At 40.5% G+C, this 19,616-nt stretch carries 18 protein-coding genes; 14 read left to right on the top strand and 4 right to left on the bottom strand.

Annotated features, from left to right (window positions below; genetic code table 11):
- The first annotated feature begins 2 nt into the window (after window positions 1-2).
- Together ASU1_RS06540 and ASU1_RS06535 are read left to right on the top strand one after the other, a co-directional pair.
- Window positions 3-1,136 carry a glycerate kinase gene (locus ASU1_RS06540; RefSeq protein WP_014991988.1) on the top strand — a complete coding sequence of 378 codons (1,134 nt, stop codon included), beginning with the start codon at window positions 3-5 and terminating at the stop codon, window positions 1,134-1,136.
- Between the two features lie 17 nt (window positions 1,137-1,153).
- Window positions 1,154-1,426, top strand: coding sequence for an acylphosphatase (locus ASU1_RS06535; protein ID WP_014991987.1), 273 nt, complete (start codon window positions 1,154-1,156; stop codon window positions 1,424-1,426).
- Window positions 1,427-1,496: 70 nt separating this feature from the next.
- On the opposite strand, the gene ASU1_RS06530 is transcribed toward ASU1_RS06535, so the two are convergent.
- From ASU1_RS06530 to dusA, 3 genes are all read right to left on the bottom strand, one after another.
- Window positions 1,497-3,062: a DUF2813 domain-containing protein gene (locus ASU1_RS06530; protein ID WP_014991986.1), complete on the bottom strand. Its 1,566-nt coding sequence runs from the start codon at window positions 3,060-3,062 to the stop codon at window positions 1,497-1,499.
- An 11-nt stretch (window positions 3,063-3,073) separates the two neighbouring features.
- Window positions 3,074-4,438 (bottom strand): nucleotide 5'-monophosphate nucleosidase PpnN, encoded by a 1,365-nt coding sequence (gene ppnN / locus ASU1_RS06525; protein ID WP_014991985.1) that lies wholly within the window; start codon window positions 4,436-4,438, stop codon window positions 3,074-3,076.
- 65 nt (window positions 4,439-4,503) lie between these two features.
- Window positions 4,504-5,475 carry a tRNA dihydrouridine(20/20a) synthase DusA gene (gene dusA / locus ASU1_RS06520; RefSeq protein WP_014991984.1) on the bottom strand — a complete coding sequence of 324 codons (972 nt, stop codon included), beginning with the start codon at window positions 5,473-5,475 and terminating at the stop codon, window positions 4,504-4,506.
- Window positions 5,476-5,832: 357 nt separating this feature from the next.
- On the opposite strand from dusA, the gene ASU1_RS06515 reads away from it, so the two are divergent.
- From ASU1_RS06515 to add, 3 genes are all read left to right on the top strand, one after another.
- A complete protein-coding gene (locus ASU1_RS06515) occupies window positions 5,833-6,813 on the top strand; it encodes a ribonucleotide-diphosphate reductase subunit beta (RefSeq protein WP_014991983.1) in 981 nt (326 codons plus the stop codon).
- Window positions 6,800-8,464, top strand: coding sequence for a ribonucleoside-diphosphate reductase subunit alpha (locus ASU1_RS06510; protein WP_014991982.1), 1,665 nt, complete (start codon window positions 6,800-6,802; stop codon window positions 8,462-8,464). Before ASU1_RS06515 ends, ASU1_RS06510 begins: the two co-directional genes overlap by 14 nt.
- A gap of 160 nt (window positions 8,465-8,624) precedes the next feature.
- Window positions 8,625-9,659: an adenosine deaminase gene (add, locus tag ASU1_RS06505; RefSeq protein WP_014991981.1), complete on the top strand. Its 1,035-nt coding sequence runs from the start codon at window positions 8,625-8,627 to the stop codon at window positions 9,657-9,659.
- A 72-nt stretch (window positions 9,660-9,731) separates the two neighbouring features.
- Here add and nfuA read toward each other — a convergent pair whose 3' ends face one another.
- Window positions 9,732-10,331 (bottom strand): Fe-S biogenesis protein NfuA, encoded by a 600-nt coding sequence (gene nfuA, locus ASU1_RS06500; RefSeq protein ID WP_014991980.1) that lies wholly within the window; start codon window positions 10,329-10,331, stop codon window positions 9,732-9,734.
- A gap of 476 nt (window positions 10,332-10,807) precedes the next feature.
- Here nfuA and ASU1_RS06495 point away from each other — a divergent pair, with 476 nt between their 5' ends.
- From ASU1_RS06495 to mnmA, 9 genes are all read left to right on the top strand, one after another.
- Window positions 10,808-12,139, top strand: a complete 1,332-nt coding sequence (locus ASU1_RS06495) for a Na(+)-translocating NADH-quinone reductase subunit A (protein WP_014991979.1) — start codon at window positions 10,808-10,810, stop codon at window positions 12,137-12,139.
- A 4-nt stretch (window positions 12,140-12,143) separates the two neighbouring features.
- Window positions 12,144-13,376, top strand: coding sequence for an NADH:ubiquinone reductase (Na(+)-transporting) subunit B (locus tag ASU1_RS06490; protein WP_014991978.1), 1,233 nt, complete (start codon window positions 12,144-12,146; stop codon window positions 13,374-13,376).
- A 2-nt stretch (window positions 13,377-13,378) separates the two neighbouring features.
- On the top strand, window positions 13,379-14,152 hold the full coding sequence (locus tag ASU1_RS06485) for a Na(+)-translocating NADH-quinone reductase subunit C (protein ID WP_014991977.1): 774 nt from the start codon (window positions 13,379-13,381) through the stop codon (window positions 14,150-14,152).
- Window positions 14,152-14,775 carry an NADH:ubiquinone reductase (Na(+)-transporting) subunit D gene (locus ASU1_RS06480; protein ID WP_005624087.1) on the top strand — a complete coding sequence of 208 codons (624 nt, stop codon included), beginning with the start codon at window positions 14,152-14,154 and terminating at the stop codon, window positions 14,773-14,775. Before ASU1_RS06485 ends, ASU1_RS06480 begins: the two co-directional genes overlap by 1 nt.
- A gap of 1 nt (window position 14,776) precedes the next feature.
- Complete coding sequence (gene nqrE, locus ASU1_RS06475; protein WP_005624085.1) at window positions 14,777-15,373, top strand: NADH:ubiquinone reductase (Na(+)-transporting) subunit E; 597 nt, start codon at window positions 14,777-14,779, stop codon at window positions 15,371-15,373.
- Window positions 15,374-15,383: 10 nt separating this feature from the next.
- Complete coding sequence (nqrF, locus tag ASU1_RS06470; protein ID WP_014991976.1) at window positions 15,384-16,613, top strand: NADH:ubiquinone reductase (Na(+)-transporting) subunit F; 1,230 nt, start codon at window positions 15,384-15,386, stop codon at window positions 16,611-16,613.
- Window positions 16,614-16,822: 209 nt separating this feature from the next.
- Complete coding sequence (locus ASU1_RS06465) at window positions 16,823-17,863, top strand: FAD:protein FMN transferase (protein ID WP_014991975.1); 1,041 nt, start codon at window positions 16,823-16,825, stop codon at window positions 17,861-17,863.
- 12 nt (window positions 17,864-17,875) lie between these two features.
- Window positions 17,876-18,121 (top strand): (Na+)-NQR maturation NqrM, encoded by a 246-nt coding sequence (nqrM, locus tag ASU1_RS06460; RefSeq protein ID WP_005595875.1) that lies wholly within the window; start codon window positions 17,876-17,878, stop codon window positions 18,119-18,121.
- A gap of 227 nt (window positions 18,122-18,348) precedes the next feature.
- A complete protein-coding gene (gene mnmA / locus ASU1_RS06455) occupies window positions 18,349-19,518 on the top strand; it encodes a tRNA 2-thiouridine(34) synthase MnmA (RefSeq protein WP_014991974.1) in 1,170 nt (389 codons plus the stop codon).
- Window positions 19,519-19,616 lie beyond the last annotated feature (98 nt).

Raw genomic sequence — 19,616 nt, 5'->3', positions numbered from 1 at the left:
ATATGAAAATTGTTATTGCTCCCGATTCATTTAAAGAAAGTCTTACTGCACTTGAAGTAGCGCAATCGATCGAAGGCGGTTTCAGACGTATTTTCCCTGATGCACAATACATCAAAGTACCGATGGCGGACGGCGGTGAAGGTTCGGTTCAGTCATTAATTGATGCGACTAAAGGTGAGCTGTTAGAAGTTGAAGTGACTGCGCCGCTCGGTAATAAAGTGACCGGCTTTTTAGGCATTTCGGGCGATAAACAGACCGCTTTTATTGAAATGGCGGCGGCTTCCGGTTTACATCTTGTGCCTTTTGAACAACGTAATCCGCTTAAAACTACCAGTTTCGGTACCGGTGAATTAATCAAAAAAGCGTTAGATTTGGGTGTGAAGAAAATTCTGTTAGGCATTGGCGGTAGTGCAACCAATGACGGCGGTGTCGGTATGTTGCAAGCGCTCGGTGCTTCGTTCAAAAATGCAGCCGGTGAGGAAATTGGTTTTGGGGGCGAACAGCTACAACAAATCTGCCAGATTTCGTTAGAAAATTTAGAGCCTCGTTTACAAAGTGTTGAGTTTGAAGTGGCGTGTGATGTAAATAACCCGTTATGCGGTGAGCGTGGCGCTTCAGCAGTATTTGGTCCACAAAAAGGTGCAACACCGGAGATGGTTCAAACTTTGGATAATGCGTTGGCACATTTTGCGGATGTCGCATTAGCTCAACAGGGGATTGCAATTGCTAATCATGCCGGCGCCGGTGCGGCAGGCGGTATGGGCGGTGGTTTATTATTACTGCCGAATGTGCAGCTTAAAGCAGGTGTACAAATCATTATCGAAGCGACTCGTTTGGCGGAGCATATCCAAGATGCGGATTTAGTGATTACCGGCGAGGGGCGTATGGACGCACAAAGTATTGCCGGCAAAACACCGGTGGGTGTAGCAAAAACGGCAAAACAATTTAATGTGCCGGTAATTGCGATTGTCGGCTGCTTACGAGAAGATTACAATGTGGTTTATCAGCACGGCATTGATGCGGTATTCCCGATTATTCGCCAATTGAATTCACTCGAAGAAACCTTAAAACAAGGACGAGAAAACTTGGAGTCTAGCGCAGAAAATGTCGCACGTTTAATTAAATTGAAAATGTAGAAATTGACGGAGGGCTTATGCAGCAGAAACTGTTTATTGTGACCGGACACGTACAAGGTGTTGGCTTTCGATTCTTCACGCTACAAGAGGCAGGGAAAATCGGCATTAAAGGTTATGTGAAAAATCGCCCTGAAGGCTCGGTGGAAGTAGTTGCCATTGGTAGCGAAGCGCAAATGGCAGCGTTCAGAAACTGGTTACAAAAAGGCCCTCCGACATCTGCAGTACGTAATTTAATTGAACAATGTTATCAAGGCTCGGAACAATTCGAACGCTTTGAAATTCGACGCTAGCCATGGCGGATTTTGAATCAGACAAGCGGTTAAATTTGCAAAAAATCTTGTAAATTTAACCGCTTGTTATTTATTGCTCTTTGATAAGTTGCAAAACTTTAATGAATAGTTTTCTAAATAAACTCGGAATCGCTTGGTTGCCTCGTTGTTTGATTTCAGTTGAAATCGCAATCGCCAAATCCGGTTTTGATGTGTACTGAATCGCCCGTTTGATAATGGTTTTGGTCGGGTATTTATGATCTCTCGGCTGCCAACGGGCAAGACGCACAAATACTTCCCTTAGTCCTTCGTGATAGAAAAAATGTTCGATATCTTGGCGTGGAATGACGGTCAAATGTTTACTTGGGTGTTCGTTTTCCTGCAACATGCTTTTGGCAATATCGGCATATTTTTCGCCCGCTTGATCACCGTCGGTCAATACGTACCATTCAATGCCCATCGCTTTGGCGTATTTAATTAACGGGCGTAAGCCGCATTGGGCAAATTCCACTATCCGAATTCCTTCCATTTCCAAATTAATATCCAGTAAATTTGCCAGCTCGGTTAGAATCCAAACTTCTGTTTCGCCTTCAACTAAAATCCATGCTCGAGAAAATAAAGCTAAACCTCGATTGTAGTGAATATGAAAGGTCAGTTTACGTAGGTCTTCTTTGCCCAACGAACTGTGTGCAAGCGAATATGCCTCGGTATGATCTCGATAACGCACCAAGCGACTAATTTCACGTAACGGCACTTGAGAAAGTAATTCCATCGAATTAGTCGTGGTAATACGTTGTACTGGCAGGTAATTTACTAATTCCCAAAAGATCGCAATCATACGAGGATGTAAACGTGCTTCAAGATCTTCAAATAAAATAATCGGCTTTTCAACACGACGTAATTTTTGGCTGATCATAAACAACGAGGAAAGGTGAGTGCGCACCTTATGCGTCAGTTCTCCGCTTTGATCCTGTTTTAAACGTAAGCAAAGTGATTTAACTCTTTCCCATAGTATGGAAGTGTCTTGCATTGCATCGGCTAATTGTTGACGGCTTTTGATACTTAAAAAGTAATAGCGCAACAGTAGAGAGAGCGCCTGTAATTCGCTTTGTAGCGTATCTTGTTCATTTTCGATATGAGGAGAAAGTGTTTCAAGCGGCGAGAATTTATTTAAACGGGCATCTCTAAAGCGGTAAACGGGCGAGTGATTGATAATCGAAAGAATAATGTCTTCATGATTGGCAACCGTTAGCGGTTTGGCGAAGCTATCCAGAAAACGGTAGTCGGTTTCAACACCGCCATTTAAGCATTTGCCTGAAACTTGCAGATTAATACAAGGCTTGCCTTTTTCATCCGGATAAAAAAGGTGGCAATAGGGCTGATGAATATCAGCCTGACATTCGTCCTCATGTTCGGCACAGAAGGTGAACATGAGGCGGATTTGCTCCGCCTTGGTAGTTGCATGATATTGTTGGTGGAAGTCGGATTCACTAAATTGATAAAGCTCACCGTTGATATTGAAGATATGGCTGAGCGCATCCAGCAAACTGGATTTACCCCAAGCGTTTTCACCAATCAAGACCATATTCGGACGCAATTGTAATGTGAGCTGATTAATTCCTCGAAAGCCGCTGATTTCAATCTGTTGTAAATACATAATTCCCCTCGCTATTTATGAATCTGATAACAAGGTTTGTAAGCCTCTCCGGTCGGTAGTTTCATACGATGTTGCTGAATAAAGCGTTGTAACAAGCGGTCGATTTTCTCCATTAATTTGCGATCGCCTTTGAGCTGGAAAGGCCCGTATTGCTCAATCATATCTTGCGTATCTGGTTTGATATTACCGGCAACAATACCCGAAAATACACGGCGTAGATTCGCCGCTAATTGCGCTGGAGCTTGGTCAAAATGCAGATCAAGATTCGCCATATTTTCGTGAGTCGGAGCAAACGGCAAAATAAAAGCATCATCAATTTTCAGTAACCAGTTAAAACTATATGAATCGGCTAGCGCTTGGCGCTGACGTTTCACTTCTCTCATCGCATGTGCCATTTTTTGGGCGACTAAAACCGGATCATCAATGATAATTTCATATTGTTGTTGCGCTTCTTTACCGAGCGTTTCTCCTATAAATTCATCAATTGCGGTGAAATAATCGGCACTTTCCGGTGGTGCGGTTAAAATTACCGGTAATTGTTGCAACTTATTTGCCGGATTGAGTTTTATACCGATGATATAAAGCAATTCTTCTAATGTACCGGGGCCGCCGGGGAAGATGACAATGCCGTGTCCCATTCGCACGAATGCTTCTAACCGTTTTTCAATATCGGGCATAATGATTAATTCGTTGACGATCGGATTCGGCGGCTCGGAGGCAATAATAGAGGGCTCGGTGATTCCGATAAAACGGCTATTCTGATAACGCTGGTTCGCATGACCAATCGCAGCGCCTTTCATTAGCGCCTCCATCACACCGGTACCGCAGCCGGTGACGATATTGAGTAAACGTAGCCCCAATTCGGTGCCGACTGCTCGACAATATTGGTATTCAGTTTGGTTAATTGAATGACCGCCCCAGCAAACAATCAGATTCGGATCAGAACCAATCTCAAGCGCTTTGGCATTACGTAAAATTGAAAAGACTTGATTGGTGATATAGCGACAATCGGTTTGCGGTTGATCTTGTTTGAAATATTGAGAAAGGGCGTTTACAAAAACAATGTCACGTAATACGGCAAATAGATGATATTGAATATTGAGCATCATTTTACCGTCAACAAAAGCGGTTTCCGGCGGGTTGTGCAGCTCAAGTGTCACCCCTTTTTCACGGGTAATCAGATTGATTTCAAAGTGTTGATATTGATTGAGCAGCGCACGACTGTCATCGGTGACTGCACCGGAATTCAGTACGGCAAGCGAACAGTTGCGATAAAGAGAATAGAGATTGCCTTGCGCATTTTTGGTCAGCAATTCCATTTCTAAATGTGAGAGTTGGTCTAAACTGCCTTTTGGATTGACTGAATGAATGGCCATATTTCCCCCGAAGGATGCATAAGATAAAAACATTATGCCTGCTCAGGGGGAAATAGCAAATTTAATTACTCTTGTACAAAACTGAGCGCCTGTTCTACCACTTCAACGCCTGCCCCTTGCTTGGTGGCGTTTTCGCTTAAGTGGCGACGCCATTGGCGTGCGCCTTTACAGTTTTGGAATGCGCCTAACATATGGCGAACGATGTGGTTTAAATAAACTCCTTTTTGCGTTTGCGCCTCAATATAAGGTAGCATTTTTTCAACCGCTTCTCGGGCGGTGACAAGCGGTCGATTTTCATCGAAAATTTGCGAATCGATTTCACCTAACAATGACGGGTTTTGATAGGCTTCACGCCCCACCATTACGCCATCGACAAATGCCAAGTGTTGTTTGATTTCATCAACAGTTTTAATGCCGCCGTTAATTGAAATATTTAAGTGCGGAAAGTCACGTTTCAGCTGATAAACACGCTCGTAATCAAGCGGTGGAATTTCACGATTTTGTTTCGGACTTAAACCGGACAACCACGCTTTACGAGCATGAACGATAAAATCGTTACTATACGGCTGTACTTTCTCAATAAAATCACATAAGAATTCGTAGCTGTCCAAGTCATCAATACCGATACGATGCTTAACCGTCACCGGAATTTGCACCGCATCTTGCATTGCTTTGATACAGTCGGCAACTAAATCGGCTTTTGCCATTAAACAAGCACCAAACATTCCGTTTTGCACACGGTCGGAAGGGCAGCCGACATTTAAGTTGATTTCGGCATAGCCTCGTTCTTCAACTAATTTGGCACAATGCGCAAGCTGTGCCGGATCGCTGCCGCCAAGCTGTAACGCAACCGGATTTTCACTCGGATCGTATTCAAGCAGATCGTATTTTGCATGAATGATCGCCGGCGCAGTGATCATTTCGGTATAAAGCAAAGCGTGTTGGCTAAATTGACGATGGAAGTAGCGACAATGACGAGTGGTCCAATCAAGCATTGGTGCAACGGAAAAACGTCCGCGGTAAAATTGATTTTGCATAAAATTGTTCACGAATAAAAATAACAAGCGGTGTTATTTAGCCGATCTTTTGTAAATTTTTCGCTAAATTTAACCGCTTGTAAAGGGATCAAAATTTCGCTCATCATACTATAAAACGCTTGTGAATTCACGGTTTTTACGTTTGGCTTATGATCTGGTTATAATTAATGCAATACAATATCTAGTAGATTTTTACAAATAAACCACTAGATATTGATTTATAAATTGACAAAAATTTTTTTCTTTATAAATCAAATGACTAGCTAAAAAGCTTGTTTGTCAAGACTTGTGGTACTAAAAAATTTTCCCTAAAATCCACGCCTTAATTATCAATGAATAAAGATAGAGTTAACGAGTATGTCCAAAAGAAATCTTTTTGAAAAACGCTTGAACATCAAGCCATACGAATACCCTGAATTATTAGAATTTAAAGATGCAATTCGCCATTCTTACTGGTTGCATACAGAGTTTAATTTTACCGGTGATATTCAGAACTACCGTATTGATATCAATGATCACGAACGTCATGTGTTAACTCGTGCGATGTTGGCGATTTCTCAAGTGGAAGTAAACGTAAAACGTTTCTGGGGTGAACTGTATCGCTATTTCCCGAAACCGGAAATGGATGATGTGGGCGGTACATTCGCAGAGTCGGAAGTTCGTCACAAAGATGCATACTCGTTTTTATTAGAAAAATTAGGCTTAAACGAAATGTTTAGCCAAATCCAAGAGATTGAGCCGTTAATGAACCGTATTCGTTATATGGAATCGTTCATGAAAGATAAAGATGCGGGTAAAGGTGAATTTGTGCTTTCACTTGTTTTATTCTCTCTTTTCGTAGAACATATTTCATTATTCGGTCAGTTCTTAATTATGATGTCGTTCAATAAGCATAAAAACCTCTTTAAAGGGATTTCTAATGCGGTTGAAGCAACGTCAAAAGAAGAAGAAATTCATGGTAAATTCGGTATTGCGTTATACGAAATTTTACGTGACGAACACAGTGAGCTTTTCACTCCGGAATTTTTTGAAGAATTAAAGACCCTATCTACTCAAGCATTTGAGGCGGAATGTGGCATTTTAGATTGGATTTTTGAAGAAGGCGATTTAAGCTTTATTAGCCGTGAAGCGGTAGAAAACTATATTCGTAGCCGTTATAACAACTCGTTAATGACGCTAGGTTTAGAGCCGCCATACGATGTAAATCCTGAATTACTAAAAGAAACTGAGTGGTTTGATATTGAAATTCTGTCAACGAAAGAAACAGATTTCTTTAACAAACGTAGTACTGATTACAGCAAAAAAATGAAGCAGATTACCGCAGATGACTTATTCTAATACTCGCCCTGATTTTGAATGGCTAAATGAAGATAGCCGCTTATTTTTACAACGTGGTTACTTACTTGAAGGAACAACCGCATTAGAGCGTATTCGTTTTATCGCTGAACATGCGGAGCATAAACTTGGTATCGAAGGTTATGCGGATAAATTCTATCACTATATGGCTCGTGGCTATTTCTCACTTTCTTCTCCGATTTGGTCGAATTTCGGTTTAGATCGTGGTTTACCGATTTCTTGTTTTGGTAGCTACATTGGTGATTCAATCCACGAAATTATGGTGACGACCGCTGAAGTGGGGATGATGAGTAAAATCGGTGGCGGTACTTCCGCTTATTTCGGTGATATTCGTCCACGTGGTTCAGCAATTAAAAATAACGGTAAATCAGACGGTTCGTTCAACTTTAGTAAATTGTTTGATACAGTGATTGATGTTATTTCTCAAGGTACGTCACGTAAAGGTCAATTTGCCGGTTATATTGATATCGAACACGGCGATATTGACGAATGGTTAGATATTCATACCGAAGGTAACCCAATCCAATTAATGTACTACGGCGTATGTGTCGGCCATGATTGGTTAGAATCAATGAAAGCGGGTGACCCGTATAAACGTCAACTTTGGGCAAAACTATTACAACGTAAAACGGAAACGGGTATTCCGTATTTATTCTTTAAAGATAATGCGAATGCCGGTCGTCCGGACGTTTATAAAGATAAAAATATGACGGTACACGCTTCAAACTTATGTACCGAAATTATGCTTCCGTCAAGCAATGATGAAAGCTTCGTTTGCTGTCTTTCTTCAATGAACTTACTTTATTTTGATGAGTGGAAAGATACGGATGCGCCTGAAGTATTAACCTACTTCTTAGACGTGGTAATGAGTGAGTTTATTGAGAAAAGTAAAGATATGCCGTTCTTAGATCGTGCGCATCGCTTTGCAACTCGTCACCGTGCATTAGGTTTAGGCGTATTAGGTTGGCACAGCTACTTACAAGCGAATAATATTGCGTTTGATAGCTTCCAAGCAATGCAAAAAAACAACTTAATCTTTAAAACGTTACAAGAGAAAACCTTAAAAGCGTCACAAGAGTTAGCGAAACGTTTTGGTGAGCCGGAAATCTTAAAAGGTTATGGTCGTCGTAATACCACTTTAATGAGTATTGCGCCAACCAAATCAAGTAGTTTTATTTTAGGTAGCGTATCACCATCGGTTGAACCGTTTAAATCTAACTACTATGTTAAGGATTTAGCGAAAATCAAAACCGTGTATAAAAACCCGTTCTTAGAGAAATTACTCCAAGAAAAAGGTTTAGATACGGAAGAGATTTGGGAATCGATTTTACATAATGACGGTTCTGTACAGCACTTAGAACAACTAACCGATGAAGAAAAAGAAGTATTCAAAACCTTCTCTGAAATTAGTCAGTTAAGCGTGATTCAGCAAGCGGCACAACGTCAGAAATATATCGACCAAGGTCAAAGTATTAATATTATGGTTCATCCGGCAACACCGGCACGTGATTTAAACCAATTATACTTAACCGCAGAAGAACTCGGTTTAAAATCAATTTATTACCAATACTCAATGAGTGCGGCACAAGTGTTTAACCGTAACTTATTAAGCTGTTCTAGCTGTGAAGGTTAATTAAAAGCATTAAAAACACCACCGTAAGGTGGTGTTTTTATATCTGTAATATTTCTCGGAAATTAAACCGCTTATTGTTTTATATATTGTCATTTTATGTAAGTTTGTGTAATCTTTGTTTGACCATATATAAAATATCAATAACAGTTAAGGAGACAATATGGCTTTACACTTAGCAAAATACGGCGTGATTGATCTACATCTGCATTTAGATGGCTCGCTATCACCGCAATGGATGATTGAATGGGCAGCTAAACAGCAAATTCAACTCCCGTCCTCTGACCCCCAAACCTTACTTCCTTTTATTTCTGTTCCCCAAGATTGTAGCGATTTAAACCAATATTTACGCTGTTTCGAATTACCCATTTCTTTGTTACAAACCCCTGAAGCGTTAGCTTCGTCCGTTACTGATGTTCTACAACGATTAGATCAAGCTGGCTTGCTTTATGCGGAGATTCGTTTTGCACCACAATTTCATACCCAAAAAAACATGGATCAAGAGCAAGTGGTACAAGCGGCGATTAAAGGTTTACAAGAAGGCTTAGCAAAAACACAGTTATTTAAAGCAAATTTAATTTTATGCTGTATGCGAGCAGCGGATAATCAGGCGGAAAATTTAGAAACCGTACGTTTAGCGCATAAATATTTAAGTAAAGGTGAAGCCGGTGTGGTGGCGGTGGATTTAGCCGGTGCGGAAGGTATCTTTCCGACGGCGAATTTTAGTGCAGAATTTGATTATGCAAATGAATTAGGTGTACCGTTTACCCTTCATGCCGGAGAAGCGGCTGGTGCGGAAAGTGTTGAGCAAGCGCTTAATTTCGGCGCATCTCGTATTGGGCATGGAGTTCGCTCCATTCAGTCGGAAGTGGTAATGCGTAAATTGATTGGTAGTCGAACGCCGTTAGAAATGTGTCCGTGTAGTAATCTGCAAACTAAAACGGTTCAGCATTTGCAGGATTATCCGTTACGTGCTTTTTTAGAGCGAGGTGTAGTGGCAACATTAAATAGCGATAATATGACCGTTTCTCAAACGGATGTAAGAAATGAATTCCATCTATTGGAAGCAGATTATCAGCTTACTAAAGAAGAAGCGCAGCAACTTTTATTTAATGCGATTGAAGCGGCTTTTCTCTCTAAGCAAGATAAAAAAGCTTTATTGAGCGAAATTCAACAACGTTATCCGACATTACTTTAGCAAGCGGTTAAATTTGGCTGAAAAATTGCAAAAAAAAGCACGAGCTGAGTTGCTCGTGCTTTTTTATGTTATTTAGTAGTAAGAGTGTTCGCCGTGTTGATGTTCTGTCACATCTTTCACTCCGACTAATTCGTCAGGGAACATAGCTAATAATTGTTTTTCAATCCCCTCTTTCAATGTGACATCAACCATTGAACAGCCGTTACAACCGCCACCAAATTGTAGGATTGCATATTTGTCTTCTGTTACTTCAATTAAGGTTACTCGGCCACCATGGCTTGCCAATTGCGGGTTCACTTGAGTTTGAATCACATAGTCTAAGCGTTCGATAAAAGGTGCGTCATCCGCTACTTTACGCATTTTCGCATTTGGCGCCTTTAACGTGAGCTGTGATCCCATTGGATCCGTTACATAATCAATTTCTGCTTCATCTAAGAAAGGTAAGCTAATTTCATCTACAAATGCAGAGAAACCGTTATATTCAAATTGTGTATCGGTGTCTTCTACGGCATTTTGGGGGCAATAAGAAACGCCACACTCGGCATTAGGGCTGCCCGGATTCACCACGAAAATACGAATATTGGTATTTTCTTCTTGTTGTTCTAAAAGACGACGGAAGTGCGCCTGCGCTGCTTCAGAAATCGAAATATGAATTGCTTCTTGTTGTTCCATTATGAGTTTCCAAATTCGTTATTTAAATTGAGTAAAATCATCGGGTATTCTACGCCTTACAGGCGGTTTTTTCTACTCAAAATTTTGTAATTACCAATTGTTACAAACTTTGCAAAAAGTTTAGAAATTTGGCCGCTTGTTTGGCGTTAAAACGCTGAAATTTAAATCACCTCTTTAGAGGTAAATGTTAAAAAATTGTCTAATAAATATTGATTTATTTCAAATATTCAAGGGCTAACGGCTTAAAATCGTGTGTTTTTGTGGAAAGTTAGCTCGTTTTTAAGGTAAAATACCTCGTTTATTTTAGCTTGTGAATTAATTCCAAGATAAAGCCTAGATTTGAGAACTTAATGTAACTTTTTAGAAACAAGTGGGGGAATTCGTTTGTTTTTAAATCAGCGTTACGGCTCAAGAGAAGCGATTGCGATTTTTTCGTAATCTTATTTTTTAACCCAACAAAAAGTAGTGCAAACAATATGATTACAATCAAAAAAGGCTTGGATTTACCTATCGCAGGTACACCGGCACAAGTAATCCATAACGGCAATACCGTTAATGAAGTTGCGATGCTTGGTGAAGAATATGTGGGTATGCGTCCTTCAATGAAAGTTCGTGAAGGCGATGTAGTGAAAAAAGGCCAAGTTCTTTTTGAAGATAAAAAGAACCCTGGCGTAGTATTTACAGCCCCAGCAAGCGGTACGGTAGTAACGATTAACCGTGGTGAAAAACGTGTTCTTCAATCAGTCGTGATTAAAGTTGAGGGTGATGAGCAAATTACCTTTAAGAGCTATGAAGCTGCGCAATTGGCCTCTTTATCAGCGGAACAAGTAAGAACAAATCTTGTTGATTCGGGTTTATGGACAGCATTCCGTACTCGTCCGTTCAGCAAAGTTCCTGCAGTTGATGCAACTCCAGCATCGATTTTCGTTAATGCAATGGATACTAATCCGTTAAGCGCTGATCCGACAGTGATCATTAACGAATACAAAAATGATTTCGAACACGGTTTAACGGTCTTAACTCGTTTAGGCGTGAAAGTTAATTTAGTGAAAGCGGCTGGTGCGAATGTTCCTTCAGTTAGCGGTGTAAATGTACACGAATTTGCGGGTCGTCACCCGGCAGGTTTAGTGGGTACTCACATTCACTTTATTGATCCGGTAGGTTTAACCAAAACCGTATGGCATTTAAATTATCAAGATGTAATCGCAATCGGTAAATTATTCACAAGCGGTGAATTGTTTACTGACCGTGTTGTTGCGCTTGCTGGTCCGCAAGTAAAAACACCACGTTTAGTACGTACTCGTCTTGGTGCAAACCTTTCACAATTAACGGCAAACGAGCTGAATGCAGGTGAAAACCGTGTGATTTCAGGTTCAGTGTTAAGTGGTGCAACGGCAACAGGTCCGGTTAACTACTTAGGTCGTTATGCGTTACAAGTTTCTGTACTTGCGGAAGGTCGTGAGAAAGAATTATTCGGTTGGATTATGCCAGGTTCGGATAAATTCTCTATCACTCGTACCGTATTAGGTCACTTCAGCAAAAAATTATTTAACTTCACGACTGCAGTTCACGGTGGTGAGCGTGCAATGGTGCCAATCGGTGCATATGAGCGTGTAATGCCGTTAGATATTATTCCTACGTTATTACTTCGTGACTTAGCTGCCGGCGATACCGATTCTGCGCAAAACTTAGGTTGCTTAGAGCTAGATGAAGAAGATTTAGCATTATGTACTTATGTTTGCCCGGGTAAAAACAACTACGGTCCGATGTTACGTGCTGCGTTAGATAAGATCGAGAAGGAAGGTTAATAAAATGGGTTTAAAAAATCTTTTTGAAAAGATGGAACCTGCGTTTCACAAAGGTGGAAAATATGAGAAATGGTACACGCTTTTTGAAGCGACATATACCATTCTTTATACACCGGGTACTGTGACTCGTAAAGATTCACACGTACGTGATGCGTTAGATTCTAAACGTATGATGATCATCGTATGGTTAGCGTTATTCCCGGCAATGTTCTGGGGTATGTATAACGTAGGTGCGCAAGCAATTCTTGCAACAAGCCATTTAGGTACATTAGCGGATTCAATCGCAAGTAACTGGCATTATGGTTTCTCTGATGCGTTAGGCGCAACTTTAACCGCAGATGCAGGCTGGGGCAGCAAAATGCTTCTTGGTGCAACGTATTTCCTTCCTATCTACTTAACGGTTTTCCTTGTAGGTGGTTTCTGGGAAGTTGTATTTGCAATGGTGCGTAAGCATGAAATTAACGAAGGTTTCTTTGTTACTTCTATCTTATTAGCATTAATCGTTCCACCAACATTGCCATTATGGCAAGCGGCGCTTGCTACAACCTTCGGTGTTGTGGTTGCGAAAGAAGTGTTTGGCGGTGTAGGTAAAAACTTTATGAACCCAGCATTAGCGGGTCGTGCGTTCTTATTCTTCGCTTATCCGGCACAAATTTCAGGCGACTTAGTGTGGACTGCTGCAGATGGCTTCTCTGGTGCAACAGCGCTTTCACAATGGGCGCAAGGCGGTCAAGGTGCGCTTAAACACGCAGTAACCGGTCAAGAAATTACTTGGATGGATGCTTTCTTAGGCAACATTCCTGGTTCAATCGGTGAAGTTTCAACACTTATGTTAATGATTGGTGCGGCAATTATCGTGTTCACACGTATTGCTTCATGGCGCATTATCGCCGGCGTATTTGTTGGTATGGCGGCAACAGCAACCGTATTTAACCTAATCGGTTCAGACACAAATCCACTATTCTCAATGCCATGGCATTGGCACTTAGTGTTAGGCGGTTTCGCATTAGGTATGTTCTTTATGGCAACAGACCCTGTATCAGCGGCATTTACTAACAAAGGTAAATGGTGGTACGGTGCGTTAATCGGTGTGATGTGTGTTGTTATCCGTGTAGCAAACCCGGCATATCCTGAAGGTATGATGTTAGCAATCTTATTCGCTAACTTATTTGCTCCGATCTTCGACTACTTAGTAGTTCAAGGCAACATCAAACGTAGAAAAGCGAAGGCGGCATAAAAATGGCTAAATTTAATAAAGATAGCGTAGGCGGTACTTTAACCGTTGTTGTGTTATTAAGTTTAATCTGTTCTCTTATCGTAGCGGGTGCGGCAGTATTGCTTAAACCTACGCAAGATATTCAGAAAGTGCTTGATAAACAAAAGAACATTTTACAAGCAGCAGGTTTAATGCAGCCAAATACAAACGTGCAAGAAACCTATGCGAAATTCATCGAACCTAAAATCGTTGATTTAGCGACCGGTGATTATGTTGAAGGCGTAACAAACTTTGATGCGAAAGCAGCGGCGAAAGATCCTGCACAAAACGTAGCGATCAATCCGGCTGATGATAAAGCGAACATCAAAGTACGTGCTAAATATGCGGAAGTTTATTTAGTAAAAGACGAAGCGGGTAAAGTAAGCCAAGTCGTACTTCCTATGTACGGTAACGGTTTATGGTCAATTATGTACGGCTTTGTTGCGGTTCAACCTGATGCGAACACTGTAAATGGTATTACTTACTATGAACAAGGTGAAACTGCGGGTCTTGGCGGCGAAATCGCTAACCCTAACTGGCAGAAAAACTTTGTAGGTAAGAAATTATTCAACGCAAACAATGAAGTGGCATTAACCGTAGGTAAAGGTGCTTCAGCAGATAAAGATCACGGTATTGATGGTTTATCTGGTGCGACATTAACTTCAAACGGTGTTGACGGCTCATTCAAATATTGGTTCGGTGCTAACGGTTTCGGTCCATATTTAGCGAAATTCAAAGCAGCAATGGGAGCTAACTAATGGCGAGTAACAATCTTAAAAAGTTATTGTTATCTCCAATCGCGGATAACAACCCGATCGCATTACAGATCTTAGGTATCTGTTCTGCATTAGCGGTAACTACTCAGTTACAAACTGCGGTAGTAATGGCGATTGCAGTAAGTTTAGTTACTGCTTTCTCTAGTATGTTTATTTCAATGATTCGTAACTTTATTCCTAATAGTATTCGTATCATTGTACAAATGGCTATCATTGCATCACTTGTAATCTTAGTTGACCAAATTTTACGTGCGTATGCATATGACTTATCAAAACAGCTTTCTGTATTCGTAGGTCTTATCATTACTAACTGTATCGTAATGGGTCGTGCTGAAGCATTTGCAATGAAATCAGGTCCGGTAGAAAGTTTCGTTGATGGTATCGGTAACGGTTTAGGTTACGGTGCGATGTTAATCATCGTGGCATTTTTCCGTGAATTAATCGGTTCAGGTAAAATCTTCGGTATTACCGTATTAGAAACTGTTCAAAACGGCGGTTGGTATCAAGCAAACGGTTTATTCTTATTAGCGCCAAGTGCGTTCTTCATTATCGGTTTTGTGATTTGGGGAATTCGTACCTGGAAACCAGAGCAAGTGGAGAAATAAGATGGAACATTATTTAAGTCTATTTGTTAAGTCTGTATTCATTGAGAATATGGCACTTTCTTTCTTCCTTGGTATGTGTACATTCCTTGCGGTGTCTAAGAAAGTTTCAACTGCTTTTGGTTTAGGTATTGCGGTAATCGTAGTATTAGGTATTGCGGTACCGGCTAACCAATTAGTTTATACACACGTATTAAAAGATGGCGCACTTGTTGAAGGTGTAGATTTAAGCTTCTTAAACTTCATCACATTCATCGGTGTGATTGCGGCACTTGTTCAAATTTTAGAAATGATTTTGGATAAGTTCTTCCCTGCGTTATATAGCGCATTAGGTATCTTCTTACCATTGATTACCGTAAACTGTGCGATCTTCGGTGGTGTATCATTCATGGTTCAACGTGAATACAACTTCACGGAGTCTGTGGTTTATGGTATTGGTGCAGGTACAGGTTGGATGTTAGCAATCGTTGCACTAGCAGGTTTAACTGAAAAAATGAAATATTCTGATGTTCCGGCAGGTTTACGTGGTTTAGGTATTACCTTTATCACTGTTGGCTTAATGGCGTTAGGCTTCATGTCATTCTCAGGCATTCAATTATAAGGAGCATATCGTGGATAGTAATTTTATTTTCGGTATTATCGCATTTACTGCTCTTGTATTAGTGCTTGCGGTGATCATTCTTTTCGCTAAATCAAAATTAGTCGATTCAGGTGATATTACCATCTCAATCAACAACGATCCGGAAAAAGGCATTACGCTTCCGGCGGGTGGTAAATTACTTGGTGCTTTAGCGAGCAAAGGTATTTTCGTATCGTCAGCTTGTGGTGGCGGTGGCTCATGTGGTCAATGTAAAGTACAAGTAAAATCTGGCGGTGGTGAAATTCTTCCAACCGAGTTATCGCACATTTCTAAGAAAGAAGCGAAAGAAGGTTGGCGTTTAGCGTGTCAGGTAAACGTAAAATCTTCAATGGATGTTGAACTTCCGGAAGAAATCTTTGGTGTGAAAAAATGGGAATGTACCGTTATTTCTAACGATAACAAAGCAACCTTCATCAAAGAGCTTAAACTTCAAATTCCTGAAGGCGAAGAAGTACCTTTCCGTGCGGGTGGTTATATCCAAATTGAAGCGGAACCTCATACAGTTAACTATAAAGACTTCGATATTCCGAAAGAGTATCACGAAGACTGGGATAAATTTAACTTATGGCGTTATGTGTCAAAAGTGGACGAGCATATTATTCGTGCTTACTCAATGGCTTCATATCCAGAAGAGAAAGGCATCATTATGCTAAACGTGCGTATTGCAACGCCTCCTCCACGTAATCCGGATGTTCCACCGGGTCAAATGTCTTCATACATTTGGTCATTAAAACCAGGTGATAAAGTAACGATTTCTGGTCCGTTCGGTGAATTCTTCGCGAAAGAAACCGACAACGAAATGGTATTTATCGGTGGTGGTGCAGGTATGGCGCCAATGCGTTCACATATCTTTGACCAATTAAAACGTTTAAAATCTAAACGTAAAATGTCATTCTGGTATGGTGCTCGTTCTAAACGTGAAATCTTCTATCAAGAAGACTTTGACCAATTAGCGGCTGAAAACGATAACTTCGTATGGCACGTAGCGCTTTCAGATGCGTTACCGGAAGATAACTGGACAGGTTACACAGGCTTTATTCACAACGTACTTTATGAGAACTATCTGAAAAATCATGAAGCACCGGAAGACTGTGAATACTATATGTGTGGTCCACCAGTGATGAATGCAGCGGTAATCGGTATGCTGAAGAGCTTAGGTGTTGAAGACGAAAACATCTTATTAGATGACTTCGGTGGTTAATACCAAATCGAACAGGGTGTAAATGCGCCCAGATTTACAAGCGGTGTGATTTGCAAAGTTTTTTGTAAATCACACCGCTTGACGTGCTTTAAATTGTTAGTGAAAAAGTTTGTTTCTACAGTCTTTTTCAATAGTAATTTAAATTTATAAGGGTAAGCTGAATGGCTTACCTAGAAATCGTACCTACTAAAATAATAAAGAGGTTTAATTTGAAACTTAAATCGATTTTAACTTTTGCAATGTCAGCTATTTTGTTAACTGCTTGCAATAAAACGCCAGAGCAAATTACCTTACAAGGTAAAACGATGGGCACAACCTATACGGTAAAATATATTGATGACGGTAAAGTTGCGCAGTTGGAGGCACCGAATGAAGTGCAGAAGCAATTGGACAGTTTATTGAAAACTGTTAATGATGAAATGTCTACCTACCAACAAGATTCGCAAATCAGTCGCTTTAATGCAATGCAAGAGGTTAATAAATCGGTTGAAATTTCACCTGATTTTGCAAAGGTTGTGCATGAAGCAATCCGATTAAATAAAGTAACTGAAGGAGCGTTAGATGTTACTGTTGGGCCTTTAGTTAACTTATGGGGGTTCGGGCCGGACAAACGTTTAAATAAAGTCCCTTCAGCAGAACAGATTACCGAACGAGCAGCGGCAGTTGGCATTGAAAAGTTAACATTAACCGGTAGTGATAAATCTTTATTAGCAAAATCTGTACCGAATCTTTATTTAGATCTTTCTTCTATCGCAAAAGGTTTTGGCGTAGATAAGTTAGCGGAACATCTCGAAAGCCTCGGTTTAACCAATTACTTAGTGGAAATCGGTGGTGAGTTGCGTGGTAAAGGGAAAAATTTACAAGGTGTTGATTGGCGTATTGCGATTGAGCAGCCAACACTAGCGCAAGGACAAGCGGCACAGATTACCGTTCCATTGCATAATCTGGGCATGGCGACTTCCGGTAATTACCGCAATTATTTCGAAGACGAACAAGGTAATCGTCTTTCGCATATTATTAATCCGAAAGAACTGCGTCCGGTTAGCCATAAATTAGCCTCGATTACCGTATTTGCTCCAACAACAATGACAGCAGATGGTTTATCAACCGGTTTATTCGTATTAGGACCGGAAAAAGCGCTGGAAGTCGCTGAACGTGAAAAGTTAGCGGTTTTCCTGATTATTAAGAACGGCGAAGCATTTGAAACTAAAATGTCGAGCGAATTTGAAAAATTAATTAACCAAAAATAATTGGAGTAAACAATGGAAACATTATTAATTACTTTCGGCTTTTTTATCGCCGTAATTTTTGCAATGTCGATTGGTTTTATCGTAAAAGGAAAAACAATCAAAGGCAGCTGCGGTGGTATTACTGCATTAGGTATGAAAAAAATGTGTGACTGTGAAGAGCCTTGTGACAATCTGAAAGCAAAAATGGCGGATGGTACGGCTGATCCTGAAGAGGTTGCACGCTTCAGTAAAGAACCGCAATTTTACGAAGTAAAATAATTTTAAAATCTCCCCCATCCCCTCTTTATTAAAGAGGGGCGTTTTCTTTGATTGATGATAGCTTTGTTATCTATTTATGTTCAGTTATAGTCCCCCTCTTTTGAAAAGGGAGGGGTAGGAGATTCATAGCAAGCGGTGAAAAGCAAAAATTTTTGATTTTTTCACCGCTTGTATTTTATTTAATATTAACCAATGTGCTTCGCCTTAACCGAAGTTACGGGAGAATTATGACAAATCAAACTAAACTTAGCTCGAAAACTTATGATACTCACTTTGCTAAATTAACCGCTGAGCAATTAGCGGAAAATGCGAAAAAGAAAGTGATTATCGGTATGTCCGGTGGTGTGGATTCATCAGTATCCGCTTTTATTCTGCAACAACAAGGTTATCAAGTTGAAGGCCTGTTTATGAAAAACTGGGAAGAAGACGATGATACCGATTATTGTACCGCAGCGGCGGATTTAGCTGATGCTCAAGCGGTGGCGGATAAACTGGGTATGAAGCTGCACAAAATTAATTTTGCGGCAGAGTATTGGGATAATGTTTTCGAGCATTTCTTAAGCGAATATAAAGCGGGTCGTACACCAAATCCGGATATTCTTTGTAATAAAGAAATCAAATTTAAAGCATTTTTAGAATATGCGGCGGAAGATTTAGGTGCGGATTATATTGCGACCGGCCATTATGTACGCCGTAGCGGTGATGATAATAACGCACAATTGTTACGTGGTTTAGATGCAAATAAAGATCAAAGTTATTTCCTTTACACACTAAGCCATAAGCAAGTAGGGCAGAGCCTATTCCCTGTAGGTGATATTGAGAAACCGATTGTCCGTCAAATTGCTGAAGATATTGGCTTAGCGACAGCGAAGAAAAAAGATTCAACCGGTATTTGTTTTATCGGTGAACGTAAATTTAAAGATTTCTTAGCACGTTATTTACCAGCACAACCGGGTGAGATCAGAACGGTGGATGGTAAAGTTGTCGGTCGTCATGATGGTTTAATGTATCACACCCTTGGTCAGCGTAAAGGCTTAGGAATTGGCGGCGTGAAAGGCTTGAGCGAAGATCCGTTTTATGTAGTCGAAAAAGACCTCATCAATAATGTGTTAGTTGTGGCACAAGGTCATGATAATTCGGCATTACTTTCAAGCGGTTTAATCGCAACTCAGTTACATTGGGTGGACCGTCAGCCGATTCGTGAAAATGTACGTTGTACGGTAAAAACGCGTTATCGTCAAACGGATATTGCCTGTGAAATTCAACCGATGGATGATGATACGATTCGAGTGATCTTTGATGAACCGCAAATTGCAGTGACGCCGGGTCAATCAGCAGTCTTCTATCAAGGCGAAGTTTGCTTAGGTGGCGGTGTTATCGAAGAACAATTGAAGTAAGGATTAACTTACTTGTATAAAGCAAGCGGTCATATTTTGTAAGACATTTGCAAAATATGACCGCTTGTTTTTTAGCATTTCTTTTTTACATTTCTTTT

Source organism: Actinobacillus suis ATCC 33415, from assembly GCF_000739435.1.
Taxonomy (GTDB): domain Bacteria; phylum Pseudomonadota; class Gammaproteobacteria; order Enterobacterales; family Pasteurellaceae; genus Actinobacillus; species Actinobacillus suis.
Note: the sequence above shows the minus strand (reverse complement) of the source record. Positions and strands in the feature narration are given on the sequence as shown.

What these genes read in the sequence shown, in the direction of transcription:
- ASU1_RS06485 (WP_014991977.1), top strand. Translation starts at nt 13,379, where the DNA reads ATGGCTAAATTTAATAAAGATAGCGTAGGCGGTACTTTAACCGTTGTT.
- ASU1_RS06495 (WP_014991979.1), top strand. Translation starts at nt 10,808, where the DNA reads ATGATTACAATCAAAAAAGGCTTGGATTTACCTATCGCAGGTACACCG.
- ASU1_RS06535 (WP_014991987.1), top strand. Translation starts at nt 1,154, where the DNA reads ATGCAGCAGAAACTGTTTATTGTGACCGGACACGTACAAGGTGTTGGC.
- ASU1_RS06490 (WP_014991978.1), top strand. Translation starts at nt 12,144, where the DNA reads ATGGGTTTAAAAAATCTTTTTGAAAAGATGGAACCTGCGTTTCACAAA.
- dusA (WP_014991984.1), bottom strand. Translation starts at nt 5,475, where the DNA reads ATGCAAAATCAATTTTACCGCGGACGTTTTTCCGTTGCACCAATGCTT.
- add (WP_014991981.1), top strand. Translation starts at nt 8,625, where the DNA reads ATGGCTTTACACTTAGCAAAATACGGCGTGATTGATCTACATCTGCAT.
- nfuA (WP_014991980.1), bottom strand. Translation starts at nt 10,331, where the DNA reads ATGGAACAACAAGAAGCAATTCATATTTCGATTTCTGAAGCAGCGCAG.
- ASU1_RS06480 (WP_005624087.1), top strand. Translation starts at nt 14,152, where the DNA reads ATGGCGAGTAACAATCTTAAAAAGTTATTGTTATCTCCAATCGCGGAT.
- ASU1_RS06530 (WP_014991986.1), bottom strand. Translation starts at nt 3,062, where the DNA reads ATGTATTTACAACAGATTGAAATCAGCGGCTTTCGAGGAATTAATCAG.
- nqrM (WP_005595875.1), top strand. Translation starts at nt 17,876, where the DNA reads ATGGAAACATTATTAATTACTTTCGGCTTTTTTATCGCCGTAATTTTT.
- ppnN (WP_014991985.1), bottom strand. Translation starts at nt 4,438, where the DNA reads ATGGCCATTCATTCAGTCAATCCAAAAGGCAGTTTAGACCAACTCTCA.
- ASU1_RS06515 (WP_014991983.1), top strand. Translation starts at nt 5,833, where the DNA reads ATGTCCAAAAGAAATCTTTTTGAAAAACGCTTGAACATCAAGCCATAC.
- ASU1_RS06510 (WP_014991982.1), top strand. Translation starts at nt 6,800, where the DNA reads ATGACTTATTCTAATACTCGCCCTGATTTTGAATGGCTAAATGAAGAT.
- mnmA (WP_014991974.1), top strand. Translation starts at nt 18,349, where the DNA reads ATGACAAATCAAACTAAACTTAGCTCGAAAACTTATGATACTCACTTT.
- ASU1_RS06540 (WP_014991988.1), top strand. Translation starts at nt 3, where the DNA reads ATGAAAATTGTTATTGCTCCCGATTCATTTAAAGAAAGTCTTACTGCA.
- nqrE (WP_005624085.1), top strand. Translation starts at nt 14,777, where the DNA reads ATGGAACATTATTTAAGTCTATTTGTTAAGTCTGTATTCATTGAGAAT.